The following is a 22,158-nucleotide window of genomic DNA, read 5'->3' as shown; positions in this document are numbered from 1 at the left end:
CATGCTACTATTGAATTTTCAATATATAAAGTTCTCCATCATATGAATTGTTTACATTAGAGAATAGACTCTGTTTTGCTTCATCAAGATTATCATATCTCTTTAAGTAAACGTATATATAGTTATCTTTTGGGTTCCTGAAATATTGAGGCTCTAATCCTTGAGATCGTAGCTTCGCCATTCCTCTTTCAAAGTAATTTTCTCTTTTGAAAATATTAGTTATTAAATAATATCCATTTTCAATATTATGTCCTCCTATATAAGATAGACTCTCTGCTAAAACAGTATCATCCTTAACCGTATCTTTAATAAGTCGTGTTTCTTGTAATAGCTTTTTATAAGATTCTACTCTACTCTTGGCAATGTGTAATATCCACATATCACCAAAGTATCTGTTATCAATATTATTTAAATACTTTTCTGTCGCTTCATCCCTATTTGCGTAACTTTCTATTGCTACATATTGGAATTGATTTTCTGGATTAAGTATTATTTTAGAATCATTAAATCCTAAATCTTTTAAAGTGCCCGTGAACTTATCAGCATATGCTCCACCTTTAAACACATTACCTATTAAGTAATATCCTTCTGGGTATCCTGGTATAAATTTGGTTGCAATTTGAGCCTCAGGCCTTGTTGTTTCTGCAAATTTTACAAATCTATTCTTAGCTGTCAATCTTTTAGAACTAGTAGGATCAGCTTCTCTTTTAGCCTCATCAGCATCATCATTCATACTAACAAGTGATTCTAAGAGCTTGCTAAATTCACGCTTATCTACATTTAAACTGGTCGTCAATAATGAATCTCTACGAGCAAATATCTTACTTGTGATTCGACTACTATTATCTAATTCCTTCTTAATTTCATCCAGTCCTTCTTCATTCTTGGTTGTTGCTGCTGCTTCTTGTCTTAATCTTTCTGCTTCGGCTAAACGTGCTGCTTCTGCCGCAGCTTCATCTGCTAATCGCTTCTCCTCGGCCAAACGTGCTACTTCTGCCGCAGCCTCATCTGCTAATCGCTTCTCCTCGGCTAAACGTGCTACTTCTGCCGCAGCCTCATCTGCTAATCGCTTCTCCTCAGCTAAACGTGCTACTTCTGCCGCAGCCTCATCTGCTAATCGCTTCTCCTCGGCCAAACGTGCTGCTTCTGCCGCAGCCTCATCTGCTAATCGCTTCTCCTCGGCCAAACGTGCTGCTTCTGCCGCAGCCTCATCTGCTAATCGCTTCTCCTCGGCCAAACGTGCTACTTCTGCCGCAGCCTCATCTGCTAATCGCTTCTCCTCGGCCAAACGTGCTGCTTCTGCCGCAGCCTCATCTGCTAATCGCTTCTCCTCGGCCAAACGTGCTGCTTCTGCCGCAGCCTCATCTGCTAATCGCTTCTCCTCAGCTAAACGCGCTGCTTCTGCCGCAGCCTCATCTGCTAATCGCTTCTCCTCAGCTAAACGCGCTGCTTCTGCCGCAGCCTCATCTGCTAATCGCTTCTCCTCAGCTAAACGCGCTGCTTCTGCCGCAGCCTCATCTGCTAATCGCTTCTCCTCGGCTAAACGTGCTACTTCTGTGGCCTCATCGGCTATCTTTTGTTCTGCTACTTCACGCTCTAATCGTTTTTGAGTTGCTAGACGCTCTTCCTCTACTTTTTGCTCAGATACCTCTCGTTCTAACTGTTTCTGGGCAATAAGACGTTCTTCCTCTGCTTTCTGTTCTGCTAATTCTCGATCAAGTTCTTTTTGAGCAACTATTCTTTCTTGTTCTGCTGCTTCTGCTTCACGTGCTGCTTCTTCTGTGGCTATTCTTTCTTCTTCTGCTTTTTGCTCAGATACCTCACGCTCTATTCGTCTTTGAGCTGCTAGACGCTCTTCTTCTGCTTTTTGTTCAGACACCTCGCGCTCTATTCGCCTTTGAGCTGCTAGACGCTCTTCTTCTGCTTTTTGTTCAGATACCTCGCGCTCTATTCGCCTTTGAGCTGCTAAGCGCTCTTCTTCTGTTTTTTGCTCAGATACTTCGCGCTCTATTTGTCTTTGAGCTGCTAAGCGCTCTTCCTCTGCTTTTTTGTTAAGTAGTTTTACTTCTTCTTCACGTTGTAATTCTAACTCTCTGGCTGCTTTGGCTTCTTTTTCTTTAGCTTCTGCAATTGATCTTTCAAGCTCATTCATCGCTTTTTGATCCTGACTTCTAGAATCTCCTTTTTCATTTTGAAGATTCCTTATTAACTTATTTTGTTCTAAGATTTCTTTTTTAAGTCTTCTGATTTCAGAATCTCTTTCTTCATAAGCTTTTTGAGTACTTGATTTTGTTCTACTACCTCTTCTTCTTCTTCTTGGCTTTTCTTTCTCAAAATTATATGCTAAACCTACCTCATGAGTCGCTCCAAAATTACTAGTGTCTCCAAGTCCTGTTTCGTAAGTGTATCCTACCGAAACATTAGAAGTAATATTTCCACCAATACCTAATGAAGCTCCATAAAAACTATTATATCCTGCTTGAGCCCATCCTAAAGCCGGTAATTCAACAATTACACTACCTCCGTATCTAAGATTAGAAGTATCTGTACCAGAATCGGGTAACATATTAGCATAGCCAATTCCACGAATTATTTTATCAGACCTTCTTTGTAAACTTGTCGTATACATAACATGACCAGTAAAGGCCATATTATCTGTTAATAGTTCACTAGATGTTAAGTTATAGGCAACTAAATTCGATACCGAAACTCCAACATCAAATTCTTCATAATTAAAGTTAACACCAGGTGTTAATTGAAAAACAGAACTTTTTTCATAATTAAGAATAACGGGGTCACTTATTTCAACTCCATTATTTAATACCGTACTGGTTGCAGAATCTATATTAGATTTAATACCACTTTGAGAAAAACCTAGGTTTACTCCAAAAGTGAAATTCATATCCCTGTTTAATTCTACGTTATAGGCAAAGTTGGCAATACCACCAAAATATCTATAAATACCTTCATTTTGTTGATGTAAACCAATAGAAACTCCTATTTTCTCATCAAAATTTGCAGTATAATTAATTAGATAGGTTTGTGGGTTATCATTGAATGATGCCCATTGTGTCTTATTATAGACATTTACCGATTTTTTATTTTCACGCACTAAAGAAAAAGTTGGGTTGAAATAAAATCTATTATATTTTACAAGGTTATGAGTAGGTATATCAGTAGGAAGAACACCGTAAGTGGTAGTATTTTCATCCTGTCCTCTAAGAAGATTAAAGGATATACATATGATTATTAATAGTAATTTTCTGACCATAAAATTATCTCATTACCGTTATCGAACCTTTTCTGACCACGGAATTGTTTTTTGTTATTATATAATAATAAATAGGATCTTTACCCAAAGATTTGGAATTCTCTAATGGCCAGTTGTTCTGATAACTTGCCGAAGTAAAATCAACTTGACCTCGAGAAGTATAAATAGTAACTTCTACATCCTGTTGATTAAATAATGACGCAGGCAATAGCCAATTGTCATTTATACCATCACTATTTGGGGTAACTATATTTGGAATAATCTCTGATATTCCACCACCGCCAACATTTATACTTATTGTAAGAGAGCATATTTGAGTTGTTATTTTTACAGAATATTCTCCGTTTTCATTAATTTCCAATGTATTATTTGTTTGTCCTTCTAAAAGAACATCTTCTCCATCTACCTTTCTAAACCATTGGTATGTATGTGCATCATTTTGAGGAACAGAAAGTGTTATGGTACCTCCTTCTGTCAAAACAGGTGGATCAGCTTGTATCGTTATACCTCCAGATAAAGCAATGATTAATGGATCTGAGGAGATGTTCGTAAACTCTCCGGTTCTTAAGTCTGCTCTAAGTACATATGCTGCATTCTCATCAGATCTATCAACATTAATTGATGTTGTTGTTTCTCCAGTAGAAACTCCATCTTTAAACCATTCAAAATCAAAAAATGCAAATTGTTCTTGAGTTAAAGGAATCTTTAAACCTGCAACTGTTTCGCCTAATAATTCTAACAATTCTAGAGTAAATGTCTCTGCATCACAGACATTTTCATCTTTTGTTCCAATTTTTATTTCAAAACCGGTTGGAGCAAATAACTCAGTTTCTGAAAACAAAATACTATTACATGTATCTGTGGCCTCTATCTCTACTCTATATTTACCAACAAATTGAGCATCAAACGAACTAGTTGTTCCTACTAATGGTCCCTGGCTTTGAAGGGCTGTTTCTACAAACCATTTTACATTACTCCCTTCTGGAGCATCAGTTGTGATTTGTAGTGTAAATGTCTGGCTAGGTAAAAGAATTAAGTTTTCTGGCAATGGCTCAGTAATAGATGACCCCTCATTAATTATTGTTACAGGGGGTGTTTCTAGATTACTACAATCTTCACTAATAGCAATTCTTAATGTATACTCACCTCCAAAATCATTATCTGGTAACGTAATAGAAGAAGTAACCGCTCCTTCAATAGGTTCTCCGTTTTTAATCCATTGATATTTAAATCTAGTATCTACAAGACTAGAGTTCAGTATTTTAACTTCATTTGGACAAAAAGAAAAGTCTGGAGCAGGTGTTTCAATAACTACTGAAGCAACATCTGTAATAGAAACACCAATATTATTTGATCTTCCTGCTCCACCAAAAGCTGAAAAGAAAAACTGACATGCTCCCAAAGGTACTCTAGCAAAATATGTTCCTTGTTCGGTTACATCAAGCTTTGATTGTGATTCTCCAACAATTATTGCTCCGTCTTTTAGCCATTCCCATTCAAAATTATCTGGATTCACACTATTGCCACTTCCATCTTCAATGCGAACAGAAAGTGTTTTGTTAAATGAGCTTACGTTACAAAAAATAACATCTTCAAAATCATTTAAGATAATTTGAAAATCATCATTAAAAAAATGTACAGGTAAAGGATCTGTTGAAATAGCTCCTATAACCTCGGGAGAAGAACTCCTTACTCTAAGCCTAAAATTATCACTATTTGAGTTTTCGGGAACCGCAAAGTTCTCAAAAAGAATTTCTTGTGTAGTCATCGTACCGTTATTTGGTCCATTTGCTCTTGCTAATTCTTGGATATTAGCAGGGTTATCAAAACTTCCGTTTTCATCCGACAGTTCTAATATAAACTGATTCCCACCATCAAAAGGACCTCCTAAGGATAAGCTAGCTATAACGCTAAATGAATTGAATGATGGCCTTGCACATATCTGGCTACCCCCCGACTGTAGTGATGGAGCGCCGATAATTCTGGAACTAGCAGCTTGTGCTCGCAATTCTTGGAAGTTCAAGAATACCAACATGCCAATTAATAACGATAGGTTAAGTCTTTTTTTCATGATATCACGCTTATTATTTAAGGTGAATATATCGTATTAACAATGCGATTTGGGGCGCTTGTTAATAATATTGTTAATATATTTTTTACCAAAACATAAAATTATAAATTAAATGCTTATATCAAACTAAAATTTAACTTTTTTTTGTAATAATTTTCTTACCTTCAACTGATTGCCAAATTTTGACCCAAAGAAATTCAAAACAAAAAAACATGTCAATATACATAAAATTTTGTTAATCAATCTAATAGATAGCTTTAAAAAATCATTTATACCCTACATAACATACTATAATTTCCCCATATTTTGAGCAAAATATTATAAAAAAACAAAATAAAGGTCGCATAATTTACATTACTTTTGGTGCATTTAACGAGAACTAAATGCTCTGAAAAAGCAGTTTTATTCGATGAAGTGTAAAATGTAGTGTTAAAACTCTAATGTTAAAAATGATCATTTTTTCTATATTAACATAAAAAAAATACAATAAAAACTCTCATTTATTAATCCAAATCAAAGTTTTACTATTATTTATAGTTTTTCTTTACTTAGCTACAATAATTTTTTTGATGAATTCATCACTATCTTTATTTACTTTAACTATATACATCCCAGGTAAAAACTTAGAAATATCTAAATTAACTTTTGTTGACACATTTTTACTATCTATAATTAAATTACCATGTAAATCATAGATTAAAACATCAAAATATTCATATCCTTTAGCCAAAACGGTTAATTTTTCTCCATTAGCAATATGTGTTGGAAAAACAATTATATCTTTAGACTCTATTATATCAGACCCTTTTGTTCTTAAAATTTCACTTATTGTTTGTCCTTTTATCAAAGAACTGACAAACATTATAATTAATGTGAATAATAATTTTTTCATAATTAAAAGGTTTTAAGATTAATCCTACTAAATTATGAACAAGTTTTTATCTTTATGATGATCCAAAGTTAATGTTTTGTTATATGTATTATTAGTTTTATATATCTCAAAATCAGTTATTTACATCAAAAATGTAAATGCCGATATAACTACCTTATTATAAATGTTTTAGAAAATAACAATATCGGCAAAAAACGTTTTTATACGATAAAAAGTATGGTATTACCGTAAAAATTAATTATATATACACTTCTAAAATGCTATAACTTGTTAAACTTTGTTAAGATCTCTATTCTCAAGTTTATTATAATCTTGTAATCTTCACGTAAATTATTAGCAATATATATTAAAAGCAAAACCCCGATTAGTATTCTACTAATCGGGGTTGATAACATATCAAAAGAGTATATTATTGGCTACTCTTTAGTCTCATCTGTGGTGGCAGTATCACCACCATTTAATTCTTTAAGAATCTTATCTGTAAGATCTAATTCTTCTTTGCCATAAAGTATATTACTGGTTTCTGTGTCACCGTATATATAAGTATATCCATTTTTCTTGCCATAATCCTCTATGAAACTCTTCACTTTACCTATAATAGAATCTATCTCTACTTGACTTCCTTGTTGGATCTCTTGCATTTTAGCTTGCTGTTCTCTTTGTAAGCCTTGTTGCTTAACCATCAATTCCTGCTCTTTCTTTTCTCTATTTGAAGCAGACATAGATTTCATAATGTTTTTGTATCCTTCTACCTCAATCTGAAATTGCTTTGCTTTTTCTTCCAGTTCCGCTCGAACTTCATTATTCTTTTTTGTCCATTTTTCTTGTGCGGTTTTCATGTCTTTAAAATCAGAAACAACTTTGGTATTATTTACATAACCCGTTTTCTCTATTTGTTGATTACAAGAAGCTAAAATTAATAATGCACTTGCAACACATACTATTTTTTTCATTTTTCAAAAATTTAGTTCTGAGCAAAAATATCAAAGTTCATGTTATGTTATTCATTATATAGCAGCAAAAAACAACATATAAGAAAAAACAATTATTTTATTTTTTATTATATAAAAAAACTATCAAAACCTACTAAAAATAAGCTCATTTAAGCCGTTTTTAAAAAAAAGAAGTATAAATACGTATAGCATGTATTAAAAAGACAAAAAAAGCGCCTAAAAACAAAAATTAGCCATTTTTAAGGATGTAAATATGTGAAGAATATTCACCAGATCGTTTTGCTTTAAGGTTAGAACGTAATCCAATCCAAAAAGCATTTAAAAAGTTCATTTTACCACTTTTGTATTTTTCTGACAAAAGCGACACATAAAATGAATCAAATTTCATAGGGAGTGTTTTTTCTAACTTCAAATTTTCCTCTTCAAAAAGCTTTTGGATAGCAGTTTTAGAAAAATGCCAAAGATGTCTGGGCACATCATATGCTGCCCAAAAAGAGTTGTACTGTTTTGCATCGTATGATTTAAAATTTGGAACAGCTATAATCGCAAATCCATTTGGTTTTAAAAGACGTTTTAATTCTTTAATTTGAATTTTCAAATCTGGTACATGTTCAAGAACATGCCACATCGTAATAACATCAAAACTTTTTGAATCTAAATCAGCCGTTTTGGATTTTAAATCAATCCCTTTTTGGATTGCTAATTCTTTTGCTTGATTGTTTGGTTCTACTCCTTCAATTCTCCAACCGCTATTTTTTGCAACACTTAAAAAATCGCCTGTCCCTGCTCCAATATCCAAAAGGAAACCTTGTTGTTTATTTAATTTGGAAATAAGTTTAACTTTTTTTCCTAAAGAATAGGTTTTTACTAAATGGTACAGTTTTTCAAAAAGAGATCGTTTTGAATCTGTATGAGAAATATAATCTTCGCTCTCATAATATTTACCCAATTCTTTTTCATTAGGTTTTGGAGAAGTAACCAACATATCATATTCTTTATCATAAAGCAACTGAAACTTTTCTCCAGAAACCGTATAATCTTCACATTCAATAAAAAAATCTAAGGTTTTTTGTGTATTCATTTATGTACTAGAAAATTTAATATAAGGGTTCTATTTTTATGTTGTTTTTAATATCAATTAAGTACGACCTGGTTTTATTATAAAATAATGATCTTGTAGAAAGGCAATTATCACCATTAGTATCTACAATAATAATTTTTACAAAAGTTTCAGCATCTCCTATGTCATTTTCATAATCTTCTTTATTAATTAAATAAGAGGCAAAATTCATAGATTCTTCTCTATCCACATCAAAACTTATTTTGACATTAAATTCAACATCAAAATTATCGAACAGTTTTACATCAAAATCCGACAGGTTTTGATCATTTGTTAAGCCAAACTGTTTTCGTAATGAACGCTTTGCTTCTTCTGGATACATATTAGGTTTAAAAAGAAACGATTCTTCATTAAACATATTTTCTGTTTCAATTCTAAAATTATCAACTTGCCTTACCTTGTGTATTGTGATACAAGAATAAAACGATAATAAAACAACAGAAAGGATAAAAGTGTTTTTCATTAATATAATTACTTGTTTTCAAAAATTAAAAGACATCATTAATCCCTTGCAACAAAAAATGTTCCACGTGGAACTATTTTTTAGATCTATCATAAACTTCAACTCCCAAAAGTTCACTTAACTCATTAGCGCTTTTTAAAGCAATATGATAATCGTTTTCTTCTAAAATTGTAAAAAATCTATTGTCACTAAAAAATCGAACTACCCACTTTTTAAATTTATCCTCAGTTCCTTCTACCTCATCTCTACTCACAAATGAAGCATGAAAAACGGAAATATAATCCGGAAATTCTAAATCAAGTTTTGATCTCCAAAAAATTCGCCCATAAAGAATAAAGAGTTTTTCATTATTAAAATCTTTAGTAATTCTATAAGCATTAGAAAATCCAGCCAAAAACAAGCCAATCAAAAAAAACAGAACACCTAAAATTATAGAAAACTTAGAAATAAAAAAAGATGTCACTACAAAAACAAAAATTGTAATAAAAGAAAACACTTTAACTATTGGGGCTTCTGACTCTCGAATTATGACATAATCCATCACCTACCCATATAAACCAAAAGTACAGAAATATCACTTGGTGACACTCCGCTAATTCGTGATGCTTGAGAAACGGTTGCTGGTTTTATTTTAGACATTTTCTCTCTTGCTTCATAGGACAAAGATTTCAATTTTGTATAATCAAAATTCTTTGGAATTTTCACATCTTCAAGTCTATTTAGTTTATCTGCATTATTTTTTTCTTTTTCTATATAACCAGAATATTTAACCTGAATCTCTGTTTGTTCTAAAACTTCTTTATCCAAATTATTCTCTTTTATATATGCAGAAACTTTTTCAAAATGTTTTATATCATCTAAAGTAATCTGTGGTCGTGAAAACAATTTAAATAGTTTTCCGCTCTGATTAATCGTTGATGACTTCTTTTCTTCTAAAACAGGATTTGCTTCCTCTGGAGAAACACTTGTGTCTTTAAAAAACTGAACAAAGTTACTTGCCTTCTTTTCCTTCTCTTCCATTCTCTTCATTCGTTCATCTGAAGCCAAACCAATTTCGTGGGATTTTGGTGTAAGCCTAAAATCTGCATTATCTTGTCTTAACAAAGTTCTGTACTCTGCACGTGAAGTAAACATTCGATATGGTTCCTCTGTTCCTTTAGTTATAAGATCATCTATTAAAACACCGATATACGCTTCGCTTCTTTTAAGAATAAAAGATTCTTTTTCCTTTACTTTTAGCGCTGCATTTATCCCCGCCATTAATCCTTGAGAAGCTGCTTCTTCATATCCGGTAGTTCCATTAATTTGTCCCGCAAAAAATAATCCTGAAATTAATTTTGTCTCCAAAGTATGCGTTAACTGTGTTGGAGGAAAGTAATCATATTCTATGGCATATCCTGGTCTAAAAAATTTTACATTTTCAAAACCTACTACAGATTTCAAAGCTTTAAATTGAACATCCTCTGGTAAGGATGTAGAAAATCCGTTTACATAAACTTCTACTGTATTCCACCCTTCGGGTTCTACAAACAATTGGTGTCTTTCTTTATCTGCAAATCTATTAATCTTATCCTCAATAGATGGACAATATCTTGGCCCGATACTTTTAATTCTACCATTAAACATTGGGGAACGATCAAAGCCTTCTCGTAACAAATCATGAACCTCTAAAGAGGTATACGTCATATGACATGATCTTTGTTTTGTGAGTGGTTTTGTTGCATCTGTATAGCAAAACTTTTCAGGATTATCATCTCCTGGTTGTTCAATCATTTTAGAATAATCCAAAGATCTTCCATCCACTCTAGGAGGAGTTCCTGTTTTCATTCTTCCAGCATCAAAACCAAAATCAATCAATTGTTCTGTTATCCCGGTTGCGGCTTTTTCACCAGCTCTACCTCCACCAAATTGTTTTTCTCCAATATGAATTAATCCATTCAAAAATGTTCCGTTAGTTAACACAACGGTCTTTGCTTTTATTTCAATTCCAAGAGATGTTTGTACTCCTTTTATTTCTCCATTTTCAACCAAAAGTCCACTCACCATTTCCTGGTAAAAATCCAAATTAGGAGTTTGCTCTAACAGCAACCTCCATTCTTCTGCAAAACGCATTCTGTCACTTTGAACTCTTGGACTCCACATTGCAGGTCCTTTTGATTTATTCAACATTTTAAATTGTATGGCAGTACGATCACTCACGATTCCACTATACCCACCAAGTGCATCTATCTCTCTTACAATTTGCCCTTTTGCAATTCCTCCCATAGCCGGGTTACAACTCATTTGAGCAATGTTCTGCAAATTCATTGTAATAAGTAAAGTGCTACAACCTAAATTGGCAGCTGACGCTGCCGCTTCACTTCCTGCATGACCTGCACCAACTACTATTACATCATACTCCGTATCAAACATAATTTCTATACAATTGTTCCACGTGGAACATAAATTTATTAATCAAAAATAATTGTTCCACGTGGAACAATTATTACTTTATACACTATCATAATACACTAATGTTCCACGTGGAACATTAGTAATTTCTCCTCTTCTTTTTGTCTCATAAGCTTTTCGTCTATATCAGACTTATCCTTATATCCGCAAAAATGAAGTACCCCATGTATCAAAACTCGTCTCATTTCTTCCTCCTCAGAAACCATAAATTCATTGGCATTATCCTTTACTCTTTCTGCAGAAATAAATATGTCACCATTTAATTGGTTCCCTATTGTATTATCAAAACTTATAACATCAGTGAGTGTATCGTGATCCAAAAAATCCTGATTTATTTTAAGCAAATACTTATCATCACACAAGATGAAATTAATCTCTCCTTCTGACTTGTTTTCTGATAAAATAACTGCATTAATCCAAGAAGATAAAGAGGCTTCATTGGGTAGTTTTATGTTCGTTTCGTAAAAAAAATTAATCATTATCTTTCTTAAAATACTCTTGTACCTTTTGTTTATAATTTTGCCGCAAAGGTAGTACTTGTCTATTTAATATTTCAGTAGTATTAAAATATTGTTTTGCCTTTTCTAATTGCTGTCTATTTTGATTACCAAACTGTACTTGATTTGTTTTGCTTTCTCTTTTTTCCTCCTCACCTTGTTCCAAAGTTGCATCCTCCAGTTTAAGCAACTCATGTTTTAAATTGAGCATCTTTGATAACGTTCTTTCATTAAATCCTTTTTCTAAAAGTTCTTGTTCTACCTCTTCCATTTTACGCAACAAGCTACTCCCAATTTTATTTCCTTTTCCTTCTTTTCTAATTTTATCTTGTAGTGCATTTCGAAGTTGTTGTTGTTGTTTATATATTTCATATAACTCACCATTCATATCTTCCTTTTGCATCTGTGACTCACCTTCTCCATTTTTACCCTCTCCATTTTTTTTATTCCCTTCTTTGCTCCCTTTTTGGTTTCCTTCCTTACCACCACCTTTGCCATTTTTACCCTGTTTTTTTCCTTGCTTTTCTCCTTGCTTTTCTCCTTGCTTTTCTCCCTCTTGTTCTCCTTTTTTATCGCCTTTCTTTTTTCCTTTTTCAGCACCTTCTTCCATCTTCTTATTTAGCTCATCCTGTTTCTTTATAATATCTGGTAACTGAAATTCATTAGAACCACTCTTGCCTTTACTACCTGAAGCCGACATGCTGTTTTGCATCTGATCCAAAGTTCTACTCAATAAATATGCTAAGTCATTCGATCCAGTAACAGTATACTGTTGATTAGCCGAACCCTGAACAACTTGGTTTTCTGCCAATCTTTCCAATGATTTATCAATATTAAATTCTATATCGGTAAGCTTTTGTGTTACACTTTCTGTTATTTGTGGTGTTCGTAATGCTAAAGCATAAAGGCTGTCATCTATATGTATAAAATTCTCCCTTAATATACTTTGTTTTCTAAGTTTAGATGAATAGCTGGGATTATTAATATCTATACCTTTAAACCTTTTCATTAAACCTTCTTGTCCTATAGAAAAATCAACAAGGTTATCTAAAATCTGTCTTAACATCTCCATGTCTTCTTGCTGTTGTTCTCCACCTGCCATTTGCATTTGCATCATCATACCACTACTCATCTGCTTCATTTTCTGAGCTGCACTTTTTTGATTTTTTTTAGCGTCAGATTTGTTTTCCTTTTGTAAGTTCTCGCTTGCTTTTTCCTGTTCTTTTTTTATCTCATTTTCATCTTCCTTTTTCTGATCCAGGCTCATTGGTTTTTTTAAATCCTTATTTTCTTCTCTTAGTTTTTTCATTTCCTTCTGGAAATTTTCAAACTCTTTATTTAATTCCTCCTGCTTTTCTTTTGTGTTTTCCTCATCATTTTTCTCAGACAATTCTTCTTGTCTTTTTGATAAATCTTCTAACTCCTTAACCAGTTTTTCGTGTTTCTCTATCACATAATATCGCTTGGTTAATTCTAAAAGTTGTTCTAGATTTTTCTTTATATTCTTATTTTCCTTACCTAACTCTTCTAGTTTTTTTGTTAACTCTTCTTTTTGAATTTTGTCAGCAAGACGTTCAATTTCTTCGAGAAGTTTTTCGTTCTTTTTTAACTTTTCTTCGTTCCTTTCTAGTCTTTCTTTTAGTGCATCTTTGAAAGGTTCTTGTTTTTCCTTATTCTCTAACTGCTCAAGATTATCTTTTAATTTTTTAGAAAAATCCTGCATCATTTTCTCCTGTTCTTTTTGTCTTTTTAAGAAATCTTCTAACTTCTTCTTATCATTAAAATCTAAATTCTTTTTCTCTTTTTGAGTTTTACTTAAGTTTTTTAATTCTTGTTCTTGTTCCTTAAACTTGTCTAATGATTTATTCAATCCAGATATCGCCTCATTCTGCTTTTTTAATAATGTATCTTCTCTCTCTTCTTTTGTGAGTTGTCGAAAATTAAATACCTGGCTTTTTGTACTCTTATAATTATGAATAATATCATTATCAAAAACCTCGAAATAAAATTCATAATTAAGCCCTTCTATCAAATCAATTCCCGCAGGAAAAGCATATATAAATTCATCAAACACAGCTTTATTAATGGCTATATTTTTAATCTTAATATCAGATGCATTCTCCTTATCATAGTATACTAATCGAAGTTTATTTAATCCATAATCATCACTTATTCTACCAAAAAAATAAATAGTTTGATTGTCAACTGAATCTTTTTCAGATTTCAAATTTAACTCTGGATACTGGTCCTTAATTACATTAAGATTAAACGCCAAATTATCATAATCCTTTACGTTTTTATTCGATGTAGTGATTTGATAATCCATATTAGAATACACCTTTTTCTGGTAAGAAAAATTCGTTCCGTTCTTTGTTAATGGAACAACAGAATCTTTGGTCTTTAATTCTACCTTATCTGTGTTTCTTGTATACACTATCCAATCCACTTTTGTTCCTTCTGGGATGGTTGCATTCCCAGAACTTTTTAAAATTTCATCCTTCTTTTTAGTGTAATTAGGATAGTCTAATTTCATCTCAAAATTAAGTAACGCCGGAATAGGAACCACCGACAAACTATGCGGTAGCGAATTAACTTCATTCGCGCTTATAACAAATTCTAAAGATTCTTTTAGTTGAATAAATCTATATTCAAACTCACCTAAGCCTACATTTTTTAAAAAATATATTTCATCATTATATGTAATTGTAGCATTATCAGGAACAATATCACCTGCAGTTCTCACTTTAAGTATAAAGTCTTTATTTTCGAAAGCATTCAAATCTTTGTTAATTATAAAAAACTGAAATGGTGCTGGTGGCTCATAAGCGACTTCATAATTTACAACTCTTTTATAACTATCAGAAATCCAGCCAGTCTTATTGAAAATAAACAATAGTAGGAATATAGCTACAGGAATTGCTGCGTATTTAAGATATTTAGCATTCTTTTTAAAGTTAATAGCTAGCTTAAAAGGGATAGGTTTTAGTTCATTTGATTTTTGTTCAATACCCGCAAGTAGCAAAGCAGATGAATCGTCATTTTTGCTTAGCTGTAATAAATTTAAAAGTCTATCACTTACCTCAGGAAAATGATTTCCAATTATCCCAGATGCTTTTTCATAATCTATTCCTTTTGTAAGCTTAAATAGTTTAGCAATTGGTACTAGTATAAACTTTATAAATAAACCAAATTCAACAGCGATAAACAGCCAAAACAGTATAGTTCTTCCTAGCTTACCAAGCCACAAAAAATTCTCAATTAACAGTGTTATTAAAAAATATAAAACACCAATAGCAAAAAAAAGTATAATACCTTTTATAAGTTCATTGATATAATATTTTCTTGTAAACTGCTCTAACTTACTTTTTATGAATTGAAAATTATCCATATTTTAAACCTTCCTTTTTCATTAACCACTAAATCTACAATTTTATTTTTAATAGAATTGTTATATTTATGATAATTCAATCCTCTAGAACATAAGTTGTTATGAAAGATCTTAAATATATTTGTGCATACACAATACCTTTTATGGCAATTATTGGTATCTGGTTACATGGAATTTATACTTACCTAACTCCTATATATGCCTTTGGTGTCATTCCAATATTGGAATTATTTACAAATTCATCTTCCAAAAATATAGATGGCAACCATAAAATATTACAATCCAAAAAAAAGATATTTGACTGGATGCTTTACTTTAATCTCCCAATGGTTTATGGTATTTTACTCTTTGCTATTTATACCTGTACATCATCAAATCTGGATACGTATGAAGTTGTTGGTATTATTATTTCCTTAGGAATCGTATTAGGATCTAATGGTATAAATGTAGGACATGAGTTAGGTCATCGTTTTACCAAAGAACGTTATATAGGCAAAGCACTTCTGCTACCATCTTTGTATATGCACTTTTATATTGAACATAATTTTGGTCATCACCTTAAAGTTGCAACCAAAGAAGATCCAGCTACAGCAAGATACAATCAACCTGTCTATTTGTTTTGGATAACTTCAACTATACGACAATACATAAGTGCATGGAAAATACAACTAAAACTATTAAACCAAAACAATCAAGCTTTCTTCTCTATAAAAAATGACATGCTTTGGTACTTTTTAATTACCATTATATATCTCATGTTACTTACATATTTCTTCGGTCTCTATGGATTACTTGTTGCTATCTTAAGTGGAATAACAGGATTCTTATTACTTGAAACTATAAATTATATAGAACATTATGGTCTAGTAAGGACAAAAACTTCTTCTGGCCGTTATGAGCGTGTAAAGGAAATTCATTCCTGGAATTCTAACCATACCTTAGGAAGAATTATGCTATATGAATTAACACGACATAGTGATCATCATCACAGAGCATCAAAAAAATATCAGATTTTGGATCATCATGATAACAGTCCTCAATTACCTTTTGGTTATCCTACATCCATGGTAATATCATTACTTCCTCCCCTATGGTTTTGGATTATGAATAAACGTGTTCCACGTGAAATGAAAGTATATAAACGGTAGTAAGAAATTAAAAGGTTATCTATTAAAATCATTTCCATAGCATATTTAAGATTGTATCTTTGCCTTTTATTTGTAAGACTTCTTAAAGTTTAAAAAACACGATCATGACAAAAGACATTAGGGTACGATTTGCACCAAGTCCCACCGGACCCTTACATATAGGAGGTGTGAGAACTGCATTATTTAATTATCTATTTGCCAAGCAACACAATGGAACCTTTATTCTTAGAATAGAAGATACTGATCAAAACAGATATGTTCCCGGAGCAGAAGAATATATTAAAGAAGCACTAGATTGGTGTAGTATTCCGTTTGATGAAGGACCAGGAAAAGATGGAGGGTTTGGCCCATATAAACAAAGTGAACGTAAACATTTATACAAGCAATATGCTGATCAATTGATAAAAGATGGTCACGCCTATTATGCTTTTGATACTTCAGAAGCTCTTGATAAACACAGAAAAGATCATGAAGCCAACGGTAAAACATTTATCTATAATTGGCATAACAGAGAAAAACTTACCAATTCTTTATCTTTATCTAAGGATGAAGTAACAGCAAAAATTGATTCTGGTGAATCTTATGTCATTAGATTTAAATCTCCTAAAGATGAAATTTTACATCTTACAGATGAGATTCGAGGAGATATGAAAATTGACACTAACATTCTTGACGATAAAATCTTATTTAAAAGTGACGGGATGCCTACGTATCATCTTGCCAATATTGTGGATGATCATTTAATGAAAATTACACACGTAATTCGAGGAGAAGAATGGTTGCCTTCCTTAGCACTTCATGTTCTTTTGTATCGCTCTTTTGGTTGGGAGTCACCAATTTTTGCTCATTTACCACTAATACTAAAACCAGTCGGTAAAGGAAAACTTAGCAAAAGAGATGGTGATAAAATGGGATTCCCAGTGTTTCCTTTGCAGTGGACAGATCCTAAAACTCAAAATATTTCTTCAGGATATCGTGAAGATGGTTATTTGCCAGAAGCTGTTGTTAACATGCTTGCCTTTTTAGGATGGAATCCAGGTACAGAACAGGAATTATTTTCTCTTCAAGAATTGATTCAGGAATTTGATCTAAAACGTGTTAATAAAGCTGGTGCAAAATTTGATCCTGAAAAAACCAAATGGTTCCAACAGCAACAGCTGCAAAAAATGGATAATACCCTACTCTCAAAACAATTTAAAACCATTCTATCTGAAAAAAACATTGCTACAACCTTAGATCTAGATGTTGTTATAAATACAATAAAAGAACGAGCTACATTTACTAAAGATCTCTGGAGCCTAAGTCATTTTTATTTTTTATCACCTAGTGAATATGATGAAAAAGCAATTAAAAAAGCCTGGAAAGAAGATACTTCAGGTTTAATGCACGAATTAACAAGAATACTAAGTGATATTCCAGATTTTTCTGAAGACAATGCTTCGACCATTGTAAAAAGATGGATTACAGGAAAAGAAATTGGTTTTGGTAAAATCATGATGCCATTGCGTATAGCATTAGTGGGTTCACTTCAAGGACCTGATGTATTTCAAATCGCTTCAATGATTGGTAAAAAAGAAACCATTAGAAGGATAGAAAACGCTATCGAAAAAAATTAACAACATCGATATCAAAAATTAAGAAGACCATTGTTTAGCTAAACAATGGTCTTCTTGTTTATAAAAATCTGTAACATTTCCTTCATATTTAATACTTATAAAGTATAAAATCTAAAGAATTATTTTGTCATGGGAAAACAATATAAAGTTATACGTATATCAGAAAATTGGTCTACAGAAAAACTAAGAAAAAAGGTAGAAAATACTATGAATGAATTTTCTAAACAAGGTTGGGATGTTGTAGACATTTCTTTTTTAGCCAATACTAACATCGCAATGATAACTCTTTCAAAATAACAATCAATCATTTACAATTTATTAGTACATTGATTTACAGAAAAAAATTTAACTATTAATATATAAAACAATGAGCCTATATTTAATTCCAGTAGTAATCTTTGGGTTTATCATTCTGCTTTCAGGAATATTTACCGTAAAACAACAAACTTCTGCAGTCGTTGAACGATTTGGTAAATTTCTAAGTATCAGAAACTCAGGATTACATTTTAAAATTCCTGTTTTTGATAGAATTGCTGGGCGAATCAATCTAAAAATTCAACAACTTGATGTTCTTGTCGAAACCAAAACAAAAGATGATGTATTTGTACGTCTTAAAATTTCTGTTCAATTTCAGGTTATTAAAGAAAAAGTATACGATGCTTTTTATAAATTAGAAAATCCGCATGATCAAATTACATCTTATGTGTTTGATGTGGTTCGTGCTGAAGTACCAAAAATGAAACTGGATGATGTTTTTGAACGTAAAGATGATGTAGCTATTGCTGTAAAACAAGAGCTTAATGAAGCTATGATAAACTATGGTTATGACATCATTAAAACTTTAGTAACCGATATAGATCCTGATGCACAGGTCAAAGAGGCTATGAATAGAATTAATGCAGCTGAACGTGAAAAGGTTGCCGCAGAATATGAAGCTGAAGCTGAAAGAATTAAAATCGTTGCAAAAGCCCGTGCCGAAGCAGAAAGTAAAAGGTTACAAGGACAAGGTATTGCAGATCAACGTAGAGAAATTGCCAGAGGTTTAGAAGAAAGTGTTGACGTTTTAAACAATGTAGGTATTAATTCTCAGGAAGCTTCTGCCCTAATTGTAGTAACACAGCATTATGATACTTTACAATCTATTGGAGAGGAAACCAATAGTAACTTAATTTTACTTCCCAATTCTCCACAAGCCGGAAGTGATATGTTAAATAATATGATTGCATCATTTACAGCTTCAAATCAAATTGGAGAAGAAATGAAAAAACAAAATGCAAAAAAAGGTCTTGGTAAGAAACCAGATAAAAATTAATAAAAACATAATTTCAGTTGTCAAGCCCGATCAAATTTTATGATCGGGTTTATTTTTTCTTTAATGTTTAAAAACTGTAGTTATTTTTTATAAAACTCAAAATAAAGCACTTTTACACAATCCACATATAAAAATGATCCAATCATATTACTAATTTTTTTTCTTCCTTTATATCGTTTTATATAAAGCTATTTTTAATAAGGAAAATTAATAGTTTAATGAAAATTATAAGAATTTCTTATGGCACAAAAATACTTATCTTTATGAAAAATTTTCCCTCATGAAAAATTTCCTTTTTATTTTCCTTTTAATTTCTGGAAGTGTTTTTTGTCAAAATATGAATACACTAAAAGAATATGCATTACGAGATGCAAAAGCAACTTCTGAAGCATCAATGGATAGAAATTTAAGTACAATACTAAAATATACTCACCCCGAAGTTTACAAAGCTTATGGAGAGAAACAACTAATGGATACCATGAACGAAATTTTTAGAACCATGGATGCTCAAAAAATAAAAATCATTAGTTCTGAAGTTGATGAAGTAACTGAGATAAAAAAAGAAAAAAAAGAATATCATTGTTTAGTTAAAAACACCATAAAAATGGATTTTAACGGTAAATTAATTACCTTAAAAAGTTCATTATTCGGATTTTATAATAAGAAAAAGTCTCAATGGTATTTTGTAGAATCTAATAAACTTCTTAACGATCCGCAAACTAAAGAGCTTTTCCCAAATTTTAAAACCAACATTGAAATTCCTTTAGATGAGCATATTGCAGATAATTAAGAATTAAAAAAACTTATAGATACTGAAAATGATTCAGTATCTATAAGTTCTTCCATTATATATTATAGTTAGAAGCAATTTCTTTGGCTTCTAATTGTAATAGTTCATTCTTATCATCAAGAGCTTTAGTAACAAAATCTTTTGCTAACTGATCAGGCTGAATCCCTTTATTTTTAAGGATTACATTTAAAGCAATCATAGTAGCAATACGAGTTCCCGCTTTTTTAACAGCTGTTTCATAAAGTGGTACAAGCTCTTCTATTTCCACCATTTTAGCGGCTTCGATAATCTTAGTTTTAAGCACCTCTCTTTTAGCATCTGGTACATTTGTATACTTCTTCCCCGCTCTTTTTATTTCTTCGATTGGAGGTATACCATTTTGCTGATTCTGAGGTTTCTTTTGATTACTTTGAGATGTAGAAACTGGTTTTGCCTTTGCCCACGTATCTCGTAAACCAACAGTTTTATTAAATACTAAAGCATCAGGTTTACTATCAATATCTACATTAAAATACCCTAATCTTTGAAACTGAAACTGATCTAATTGTTTAGCATCTTTTAAGCCGGGTTCTACATAGCCTGTTATTACTTTTAAAGAGTCTGGATTCAAAAATTCAATAAAATCTTTATCCTTATGGCCATCTGGTGCTTCATCGCTAAACAATCGATCATATATTCTAACTTCTGAAGGAATAGCATGCGCTATTGATACCCAATGCAATGTACCTTTTACATTACGTTTTGATTCTTCGGTACCACTACCCGACCTACTTTTTGGATCATATGTACATTGGATTTCTGTAATATTTCCTTCGGCATCCTTGATCACATGTTCTCCCCTAATTATATATGCATTTTTAAGACGTACTTCTTTTCCTAACGTCAATCTAAAGAACTTTTTACCTGCCTCTTCTTTAAAATCTTCTCTTTCAATATATAATTCACCAGAAAAGGGTACTTTTCTAGAACCTGCAGCTTCATCTTCTGGATTGTTTTCTGCTTCTAACCATTCTTCTTCTCCTTTTGGATAATTCGTTATAACAAGTTTAACAGGATCCAAAACAGCCATTACTCTTGATGCAGTTTTATTAAGATCTTCTCTAATACAAAATTCTAACAATGATACATCAATTACGTTTTCGCGTTTTGCAACACCTACAGTTTCAACAAACTTTCGTATTGATGTTGGAGTATATCCACGTCTTCTTAATCCCGAAATTGTAGGCATTCTGGGGTCATCCCATCCTGATACTACACCTTCTTCTACCAACTTGAGTAATTTACGTTTACTCATAATAGTATAGCTTAAATTAAGCCTTGCAAATTCTCTTTGTTTTGGTCGTATATTAGTATTATATATTTGATCAAGAAACCAATCATATAATTTTCTATGAGGTTTAAATTCTAAAGAACATAGTGAATGTGAGATGTTTTCTATATAATCACTTTCGCCATGAGTCCAATCATACATTGGGTAAATACACCAATCATCTCCTGTTCTATGATGAGATTTTTTTAATATTCTATACATCAAAGGATCTCGCATTAACATATTTGGGTCTGCCATATCGATCTTAGCTCTCACTACATGCTCGCCTTCATCAAACTTACCTTCTTTCATTTTCTGAAACAGCTCTAAGTTCTCTTCAATAGAACGATCTCTGTATGGACTATTACTTCCTGGTTCTGTCGTAGTCCCTTTTTGAGAAGCGATAGTTTCTGCTGATTGAGAATCTACATAAGCCTTCCCATCCTTAATAAGTTGAACGGTCCAATCGTATAATTGCTGAAAATAGTCAGACGAATAACATTCTTTATCCCACTGATATCCCAACCACGTTATATCTTCCTTAATTGCGTCTACATATTCCTGTTCTTCTTTGGCAGGATTAGTATCATCAAAACGTAGATTTACCGGTGCATTATACCTAAGACCAAGACCAAAACTAATACCTATTGCTTTGGTATGCCCTATATGTAAGTACCCATTGGGTTCTGGAGGGAAACGAAAACGTAAATTTTCTGGACTCATACCGGTTGTAAGGTCCTCCTCTACAATGTGCTCTATAAAATTAAGCGGTTTTTTTTCTTCTGACATCTATAATCTAATAAAACACAAAACTACAAATTCTAATCCTGCCTTGCTATTGTATAAAAATCTTTAATACAATTATTTTAATATTACT

16 protein-coding genes are annotated in these 22,158 nt (G+C 32.1%); 5 read left to right on the top strand and 11 right to left on the bottom strand.

From position 1 onward, the window contains the following. Nucleotides 1-7: 7 nt before the first annotated feature. The 10 genes from ATE84_RS03655 to ATE84_RS03610 all read right to left on the bottom strand — a co-directional run bounded on the left by ATE84_RS03655 (nt 8) and on the right by ATE84_RS03610 (nt 15,106). Nucleotides 8-3,271 carry a PorP/SprF family type IX secretion system membrane protein gene (locus tag ATE84_RS03655; protein WP_101445837.1) on the bottom strand — a complete coding sequence of 1,088 codons (3,264 nt, stop codon included), beginning with the start codon at nt 3,269-3,271 and terminating at the stop codon, nt 8-10. 4 nt (nt 3,272-3,275) lie between these two features. Then, on the bottom strand, nt 3,276-5,342 hold the full coding sequence (locus ATE84_RS03650; RefSeq protein ID WP_101445836.1) for a gliding motility-associated C-terminal domain-containing protein: 2,067 nt from the start codon (nt 5,340-5,342) through the stop codon (nt 3,276-3,278). A gap of 544 nt (nt 5,343-5,886) precedes the next feature. Then, nucleotides 5,887-6,234, bottom strand: coding sequence for a T9SS type A sorting domain-containing protein (locus ATE84_RS03645; protein ID WP_101445834.1), 348 nt, complete (start codon nt 6,232-6,234; stop codon nt 5,887-5,889). Between the two features lie 416 nt (nt 6,235-6,650). Continuing rightward, nucleotides 6,651-7,187 (bottom strand): OmpH family outer membrane protein, encoded by a 537-nt coding sequence (locus tag ATE84_RS03640; RefSeq protein ID WP_101445832.1) that lies wholly within the window; start codon nt 7,185-7,187, stop codon nt 6,651-6,653. Nucleotides 7,188-7,416: 229 nt separating this feature from the next. Further along, nucleotides 7,417-8,268 carry a class I SAM-dependent methyltransferase gene (locus ATE84_RS03635; protein WP_101445830.1) on the bottom strand — a complete coding sequence of 284 codons (852 nt, stop codon included), beginning with the start codon at nt 8,266-8,268 and terminating at the stop codon, nt 7,417-7,419. A 16-nt stretch (nt 8,269-8,284) separates the two neighbouring features. Beyond that, the gene (locus ATE84_RS03630; RefSeq protein ID WP_101445828.1) at nt 8,285-8,770 is read right to left on the bottom strand and encodes a hypothetical protein; all 486 of its coding nucleotides are present in this window, start codon (nt 8,768-8,770) and stop codon (nt 8,285-8,287) included. Between the two features lie 73 nt (nt 8,771-8,843). Then, the gene (locus tag ATE84_RS03625) at nt 8,844-9,311 is read right to left on the bottom strand and encodes a hypothetical protein (protein WP_101445826.1); all 468 of its coding nucleotides are present in this window, start codon (nt 9,309-9,311) and stop codon (nt 8,844-8,846) included. Then, nucleotides 9,311-11,182: a tRNA uridine-5-carboxymethylaminomethyl(34) synthesis enzyme MnmG gene (mnmG, locus tag ATE84_RS03620; RefSeq protein WP_101445824.1), complete on the bottom strand. Its 1,872-nt coding sequence runs from the start codon at nt 11,180-11,182 to the stop codon at nt 9,311-9,313. The genes ATE84_RS03625 and mnmG overlap by 1 nt, the downstream gene beginning before the upstream one ends. 98 nt (nt 11,183-11,280) lie before the next feature. Then, a complete protein-coding gene (gene ybeY / locus ATE84_RS03615) occupies nt 11,281-11,700 on the bottom strand; it encodes an rRNA maturation RNase YbeY (protein WP_101445822.1) in 420 nt (139 codons plus the stop codon). Next, complete coding sequence (locus ATE84_RS03610) at nt 11,693-15,106, bottom strand: DUF4175 family protein (protein WP_101445820.1); 3,414 nt, start codon at nt 15,104-15,106, stop codon at nt 11,693-11,695. Before ATE84_RS03610 ends, ybeY begins: the two co-directional genes overlap by 8 nt. Before the next feature lie 101 nt (nt 15,107-15,207). On the opposite strand from ATE84_RS03610, the gene ATE84_RS03605 reads away from it, so the two are divergent. The 5 genes from ATE84_RS03605 (at nt 15,208) to ATE84_RS03590 (ending at nt 19,972) form a co-directional block, all read left to right on the top strand. Next, nucleotides 15,208-16,254 (top strand): alkane 1-monooxygenase, encoded by a 1,047-nt coding sequence (locus ATE84_RS03605; protein ID WP_101445818.1) that lies wholly within the window; start codon nt 15,208-15,210, stop codon nt 16,252-16,254. A gap of 104 nt (nt 16,255-16,358) precedes the next feature. After that, on the top strand, nt 16,359-17,870 hold the full coding sequence (gene gltX / locus ATE84_RS03600) for a glutamate--tRNA ligase (RefSeq protein ID WP_101445816.1): 1,512 nt from the start codon (nt 16,359-16,361) through the stop codon (nt 17,868-17,870). A gap of 129 nt (nt 17,871-17,999) precedes the next feature. After that, nucleotides 18,000-18,167 carry a DUF4177 domain-containing protein gene (locus tag ATE84_RS26015; RefSeq protein ID WP_158237164.1) on the top strand — a complete coding sequence of 56 codons (168 nt, stop codon included), beginning with the start codon at nt 18,000-18,002 and terminating at the stop codon, nt 18,165-18,167. 70 nt (nt 18,168-18,237) lie between these two features. Beyond that, entirely contained in the window at nt 18,238-19,182 is a 945-nt protein-coding gene (locus tag ATE84_RS03595) for an SPFH domain-containing protein (protein WP_101445814.1), read from the top strand. A 337-nt stretch (nt 19,183-19,519) separates the two neighbouring features. After that, nucleotides 19,520-19,972, top strand: a complete 453-nt coding sequence (locus ATE84_RS03590; RefSeq protein ID WP_143273558.1) for a hypothetical protein — start codon at nt 19,520-19,522, stop codon at nt 19,970-19,972. A gap of 55 nt (nt 19,973-20,027) precedes the next feature. On the opposite strand, the gene ATE84_RS03585 is transcribed toward ATE84_RS03590, so the two are convergent. Next, the gene (locus ATE84_RS03585) at nt 20,028-22,070 is read right to left on the bottom strand and encodes a glutamine--tRNA ligase/YqeY domain fusion protein (RefSeq protein ID WP_101445812.1); all 2,043 of its coding nucleotides are present in this window, start codon (nt 22,068-22,070) and stop codon (nt 20,028-20,030) included. Nucleotides 22,071-22,158: the final 88 nt, after the last annotated feature.

The sequence above is a fragment of the Aquimarina sp. MAR_2010_214 genome, from assembly GCF_002846555.1.
Classification (GTDB): Bacteria; Bacteroidota; Bacteroidia; order Flavobacteriales; family Flavobacteriaceae; genus Aquimarina.
Note: the sequence above shows the minus strand (reverse complement) of the source record. Positions and strands in the feature narration are given on the sequence as shown.

What these genes read in the sequence shown, in the direction of transcription:
- ATE84_RS03655 (WP_101445837.1), bottom strand. Translation starts at nt 3,271, where the DNA reads ATGGTCAGAAAATTACTATTAATAATCATATGTATATCCTTTAATCTT.
- ATE84_RS03650 (WP_101445836.1), bottom strand. Translation starts at nt 5,342, where the DNA reads ATGAAAAAAAGACTTAACCTATCGTTATTAATTGGCATGTTGGTATTC.
- ATE84_RS03645 (WP_101445834.1), bottom strand. Translation starts at nt 6,234, where the DNA reads ATGAAAAAATTATTATTCACATTAATTATAATGTTTGTCAGTTCTTTG.
- ATE84_RS03640 (WP_101445832.1), bottom strand. Translation starts at nt 7,187, where the DNA reads ATGAAAAAAATAGTATGTGTTGCAAGTGCATTATTAATTTTAGCTTCT.
- ATE84_RS03635 (WP_101445830.1), bottom strand. Translation starts at nt 8,268, where the DNA reads ATGAATACACAAAAAACCTTAGATTTTTTTATTGAATGTGAAGATTAT.
- ATE84_RS03630 (WP_101445828.1), bottom strand. Translation starts at nt 8,770, where the DNA reads ATGAAAAACACTTTTATCCTTTCTGTTGTTTTATTATCGTTTTATTCT.
- ATE84_RS03625 (WP_101445826.1), bottom strand. Translation starts at nt 9,311, where the DNA reads ATGGATTATGTCATAATTCGAGAGTCAGAAGCCCCAATAGTTAAAGTG.
- mnmG (WP_101445824.1), bottom strand. Translation starts at nt 11,182, where the DNA reads ATGTTTGATACGGAGTATGATGTAATAGTAGTTGGTGCAGGTCATGCA.
- ybeY (WP_101445822.1), bottom strand. Translation starts at nt 11,700, where the DNA reads ATGATTAATTTTTTTTACGAAACGAACATAAAACTACCCAATGAAGCC.
- ATE84_RS03610 (WP_101445820.1), bottom strand. Translation starts at nt 15,106, where the DNA reads ATGGATAATTTTCAATTCATAAAAAGTAAGTTAGAGCAGTTTACAAGA.
- ATE84_RS03605 (WP_101445818.1), top strand. Translation starts at nt 15,208, where the DNA reads ATGAAAGATCTTAAATATATTTGTGCATACACAATACCTTTTATGGCA.
- gltX (WP_101445816.1), top strand. Translation starts at nt 16,359, where the DNA reads ATGACAAAAGACATTAGGGTACGATTTGCACCAAGTCCCACCGGACCC.
- ATE84_RS26015 (WP_158237164.1), top strand. Translation starts at nt 18,000, where the DNA reads ATGGGAAAACAATATAAAGTTATACGTATATCAGAAAATTGGTCTACA.
- ATE84_RS03595 (WP_101445814.1), top strand. Translation starts at nt 18,238, where the DNA reads ATGAGCCTATATTTAATTCCAGTAGTAATCTTTGGGTTTATCATTCTG.
- ATE84_RS03590 (WP_143273558.1), top strand. Translation starts at nt 19,520, where the DNA reads ATGAATACACTAAAAGAATATGCATTACGAGATGCAAAAGCAACTTCT.
- ATE84_RS03585 (WP_101445812.1), bottom strand. Translation starts at nt 22,070, where the DNA reads ATGTCAGAAGAAAAAAAACCGCTTAATTTTATAGAGCACATTGTAGAG.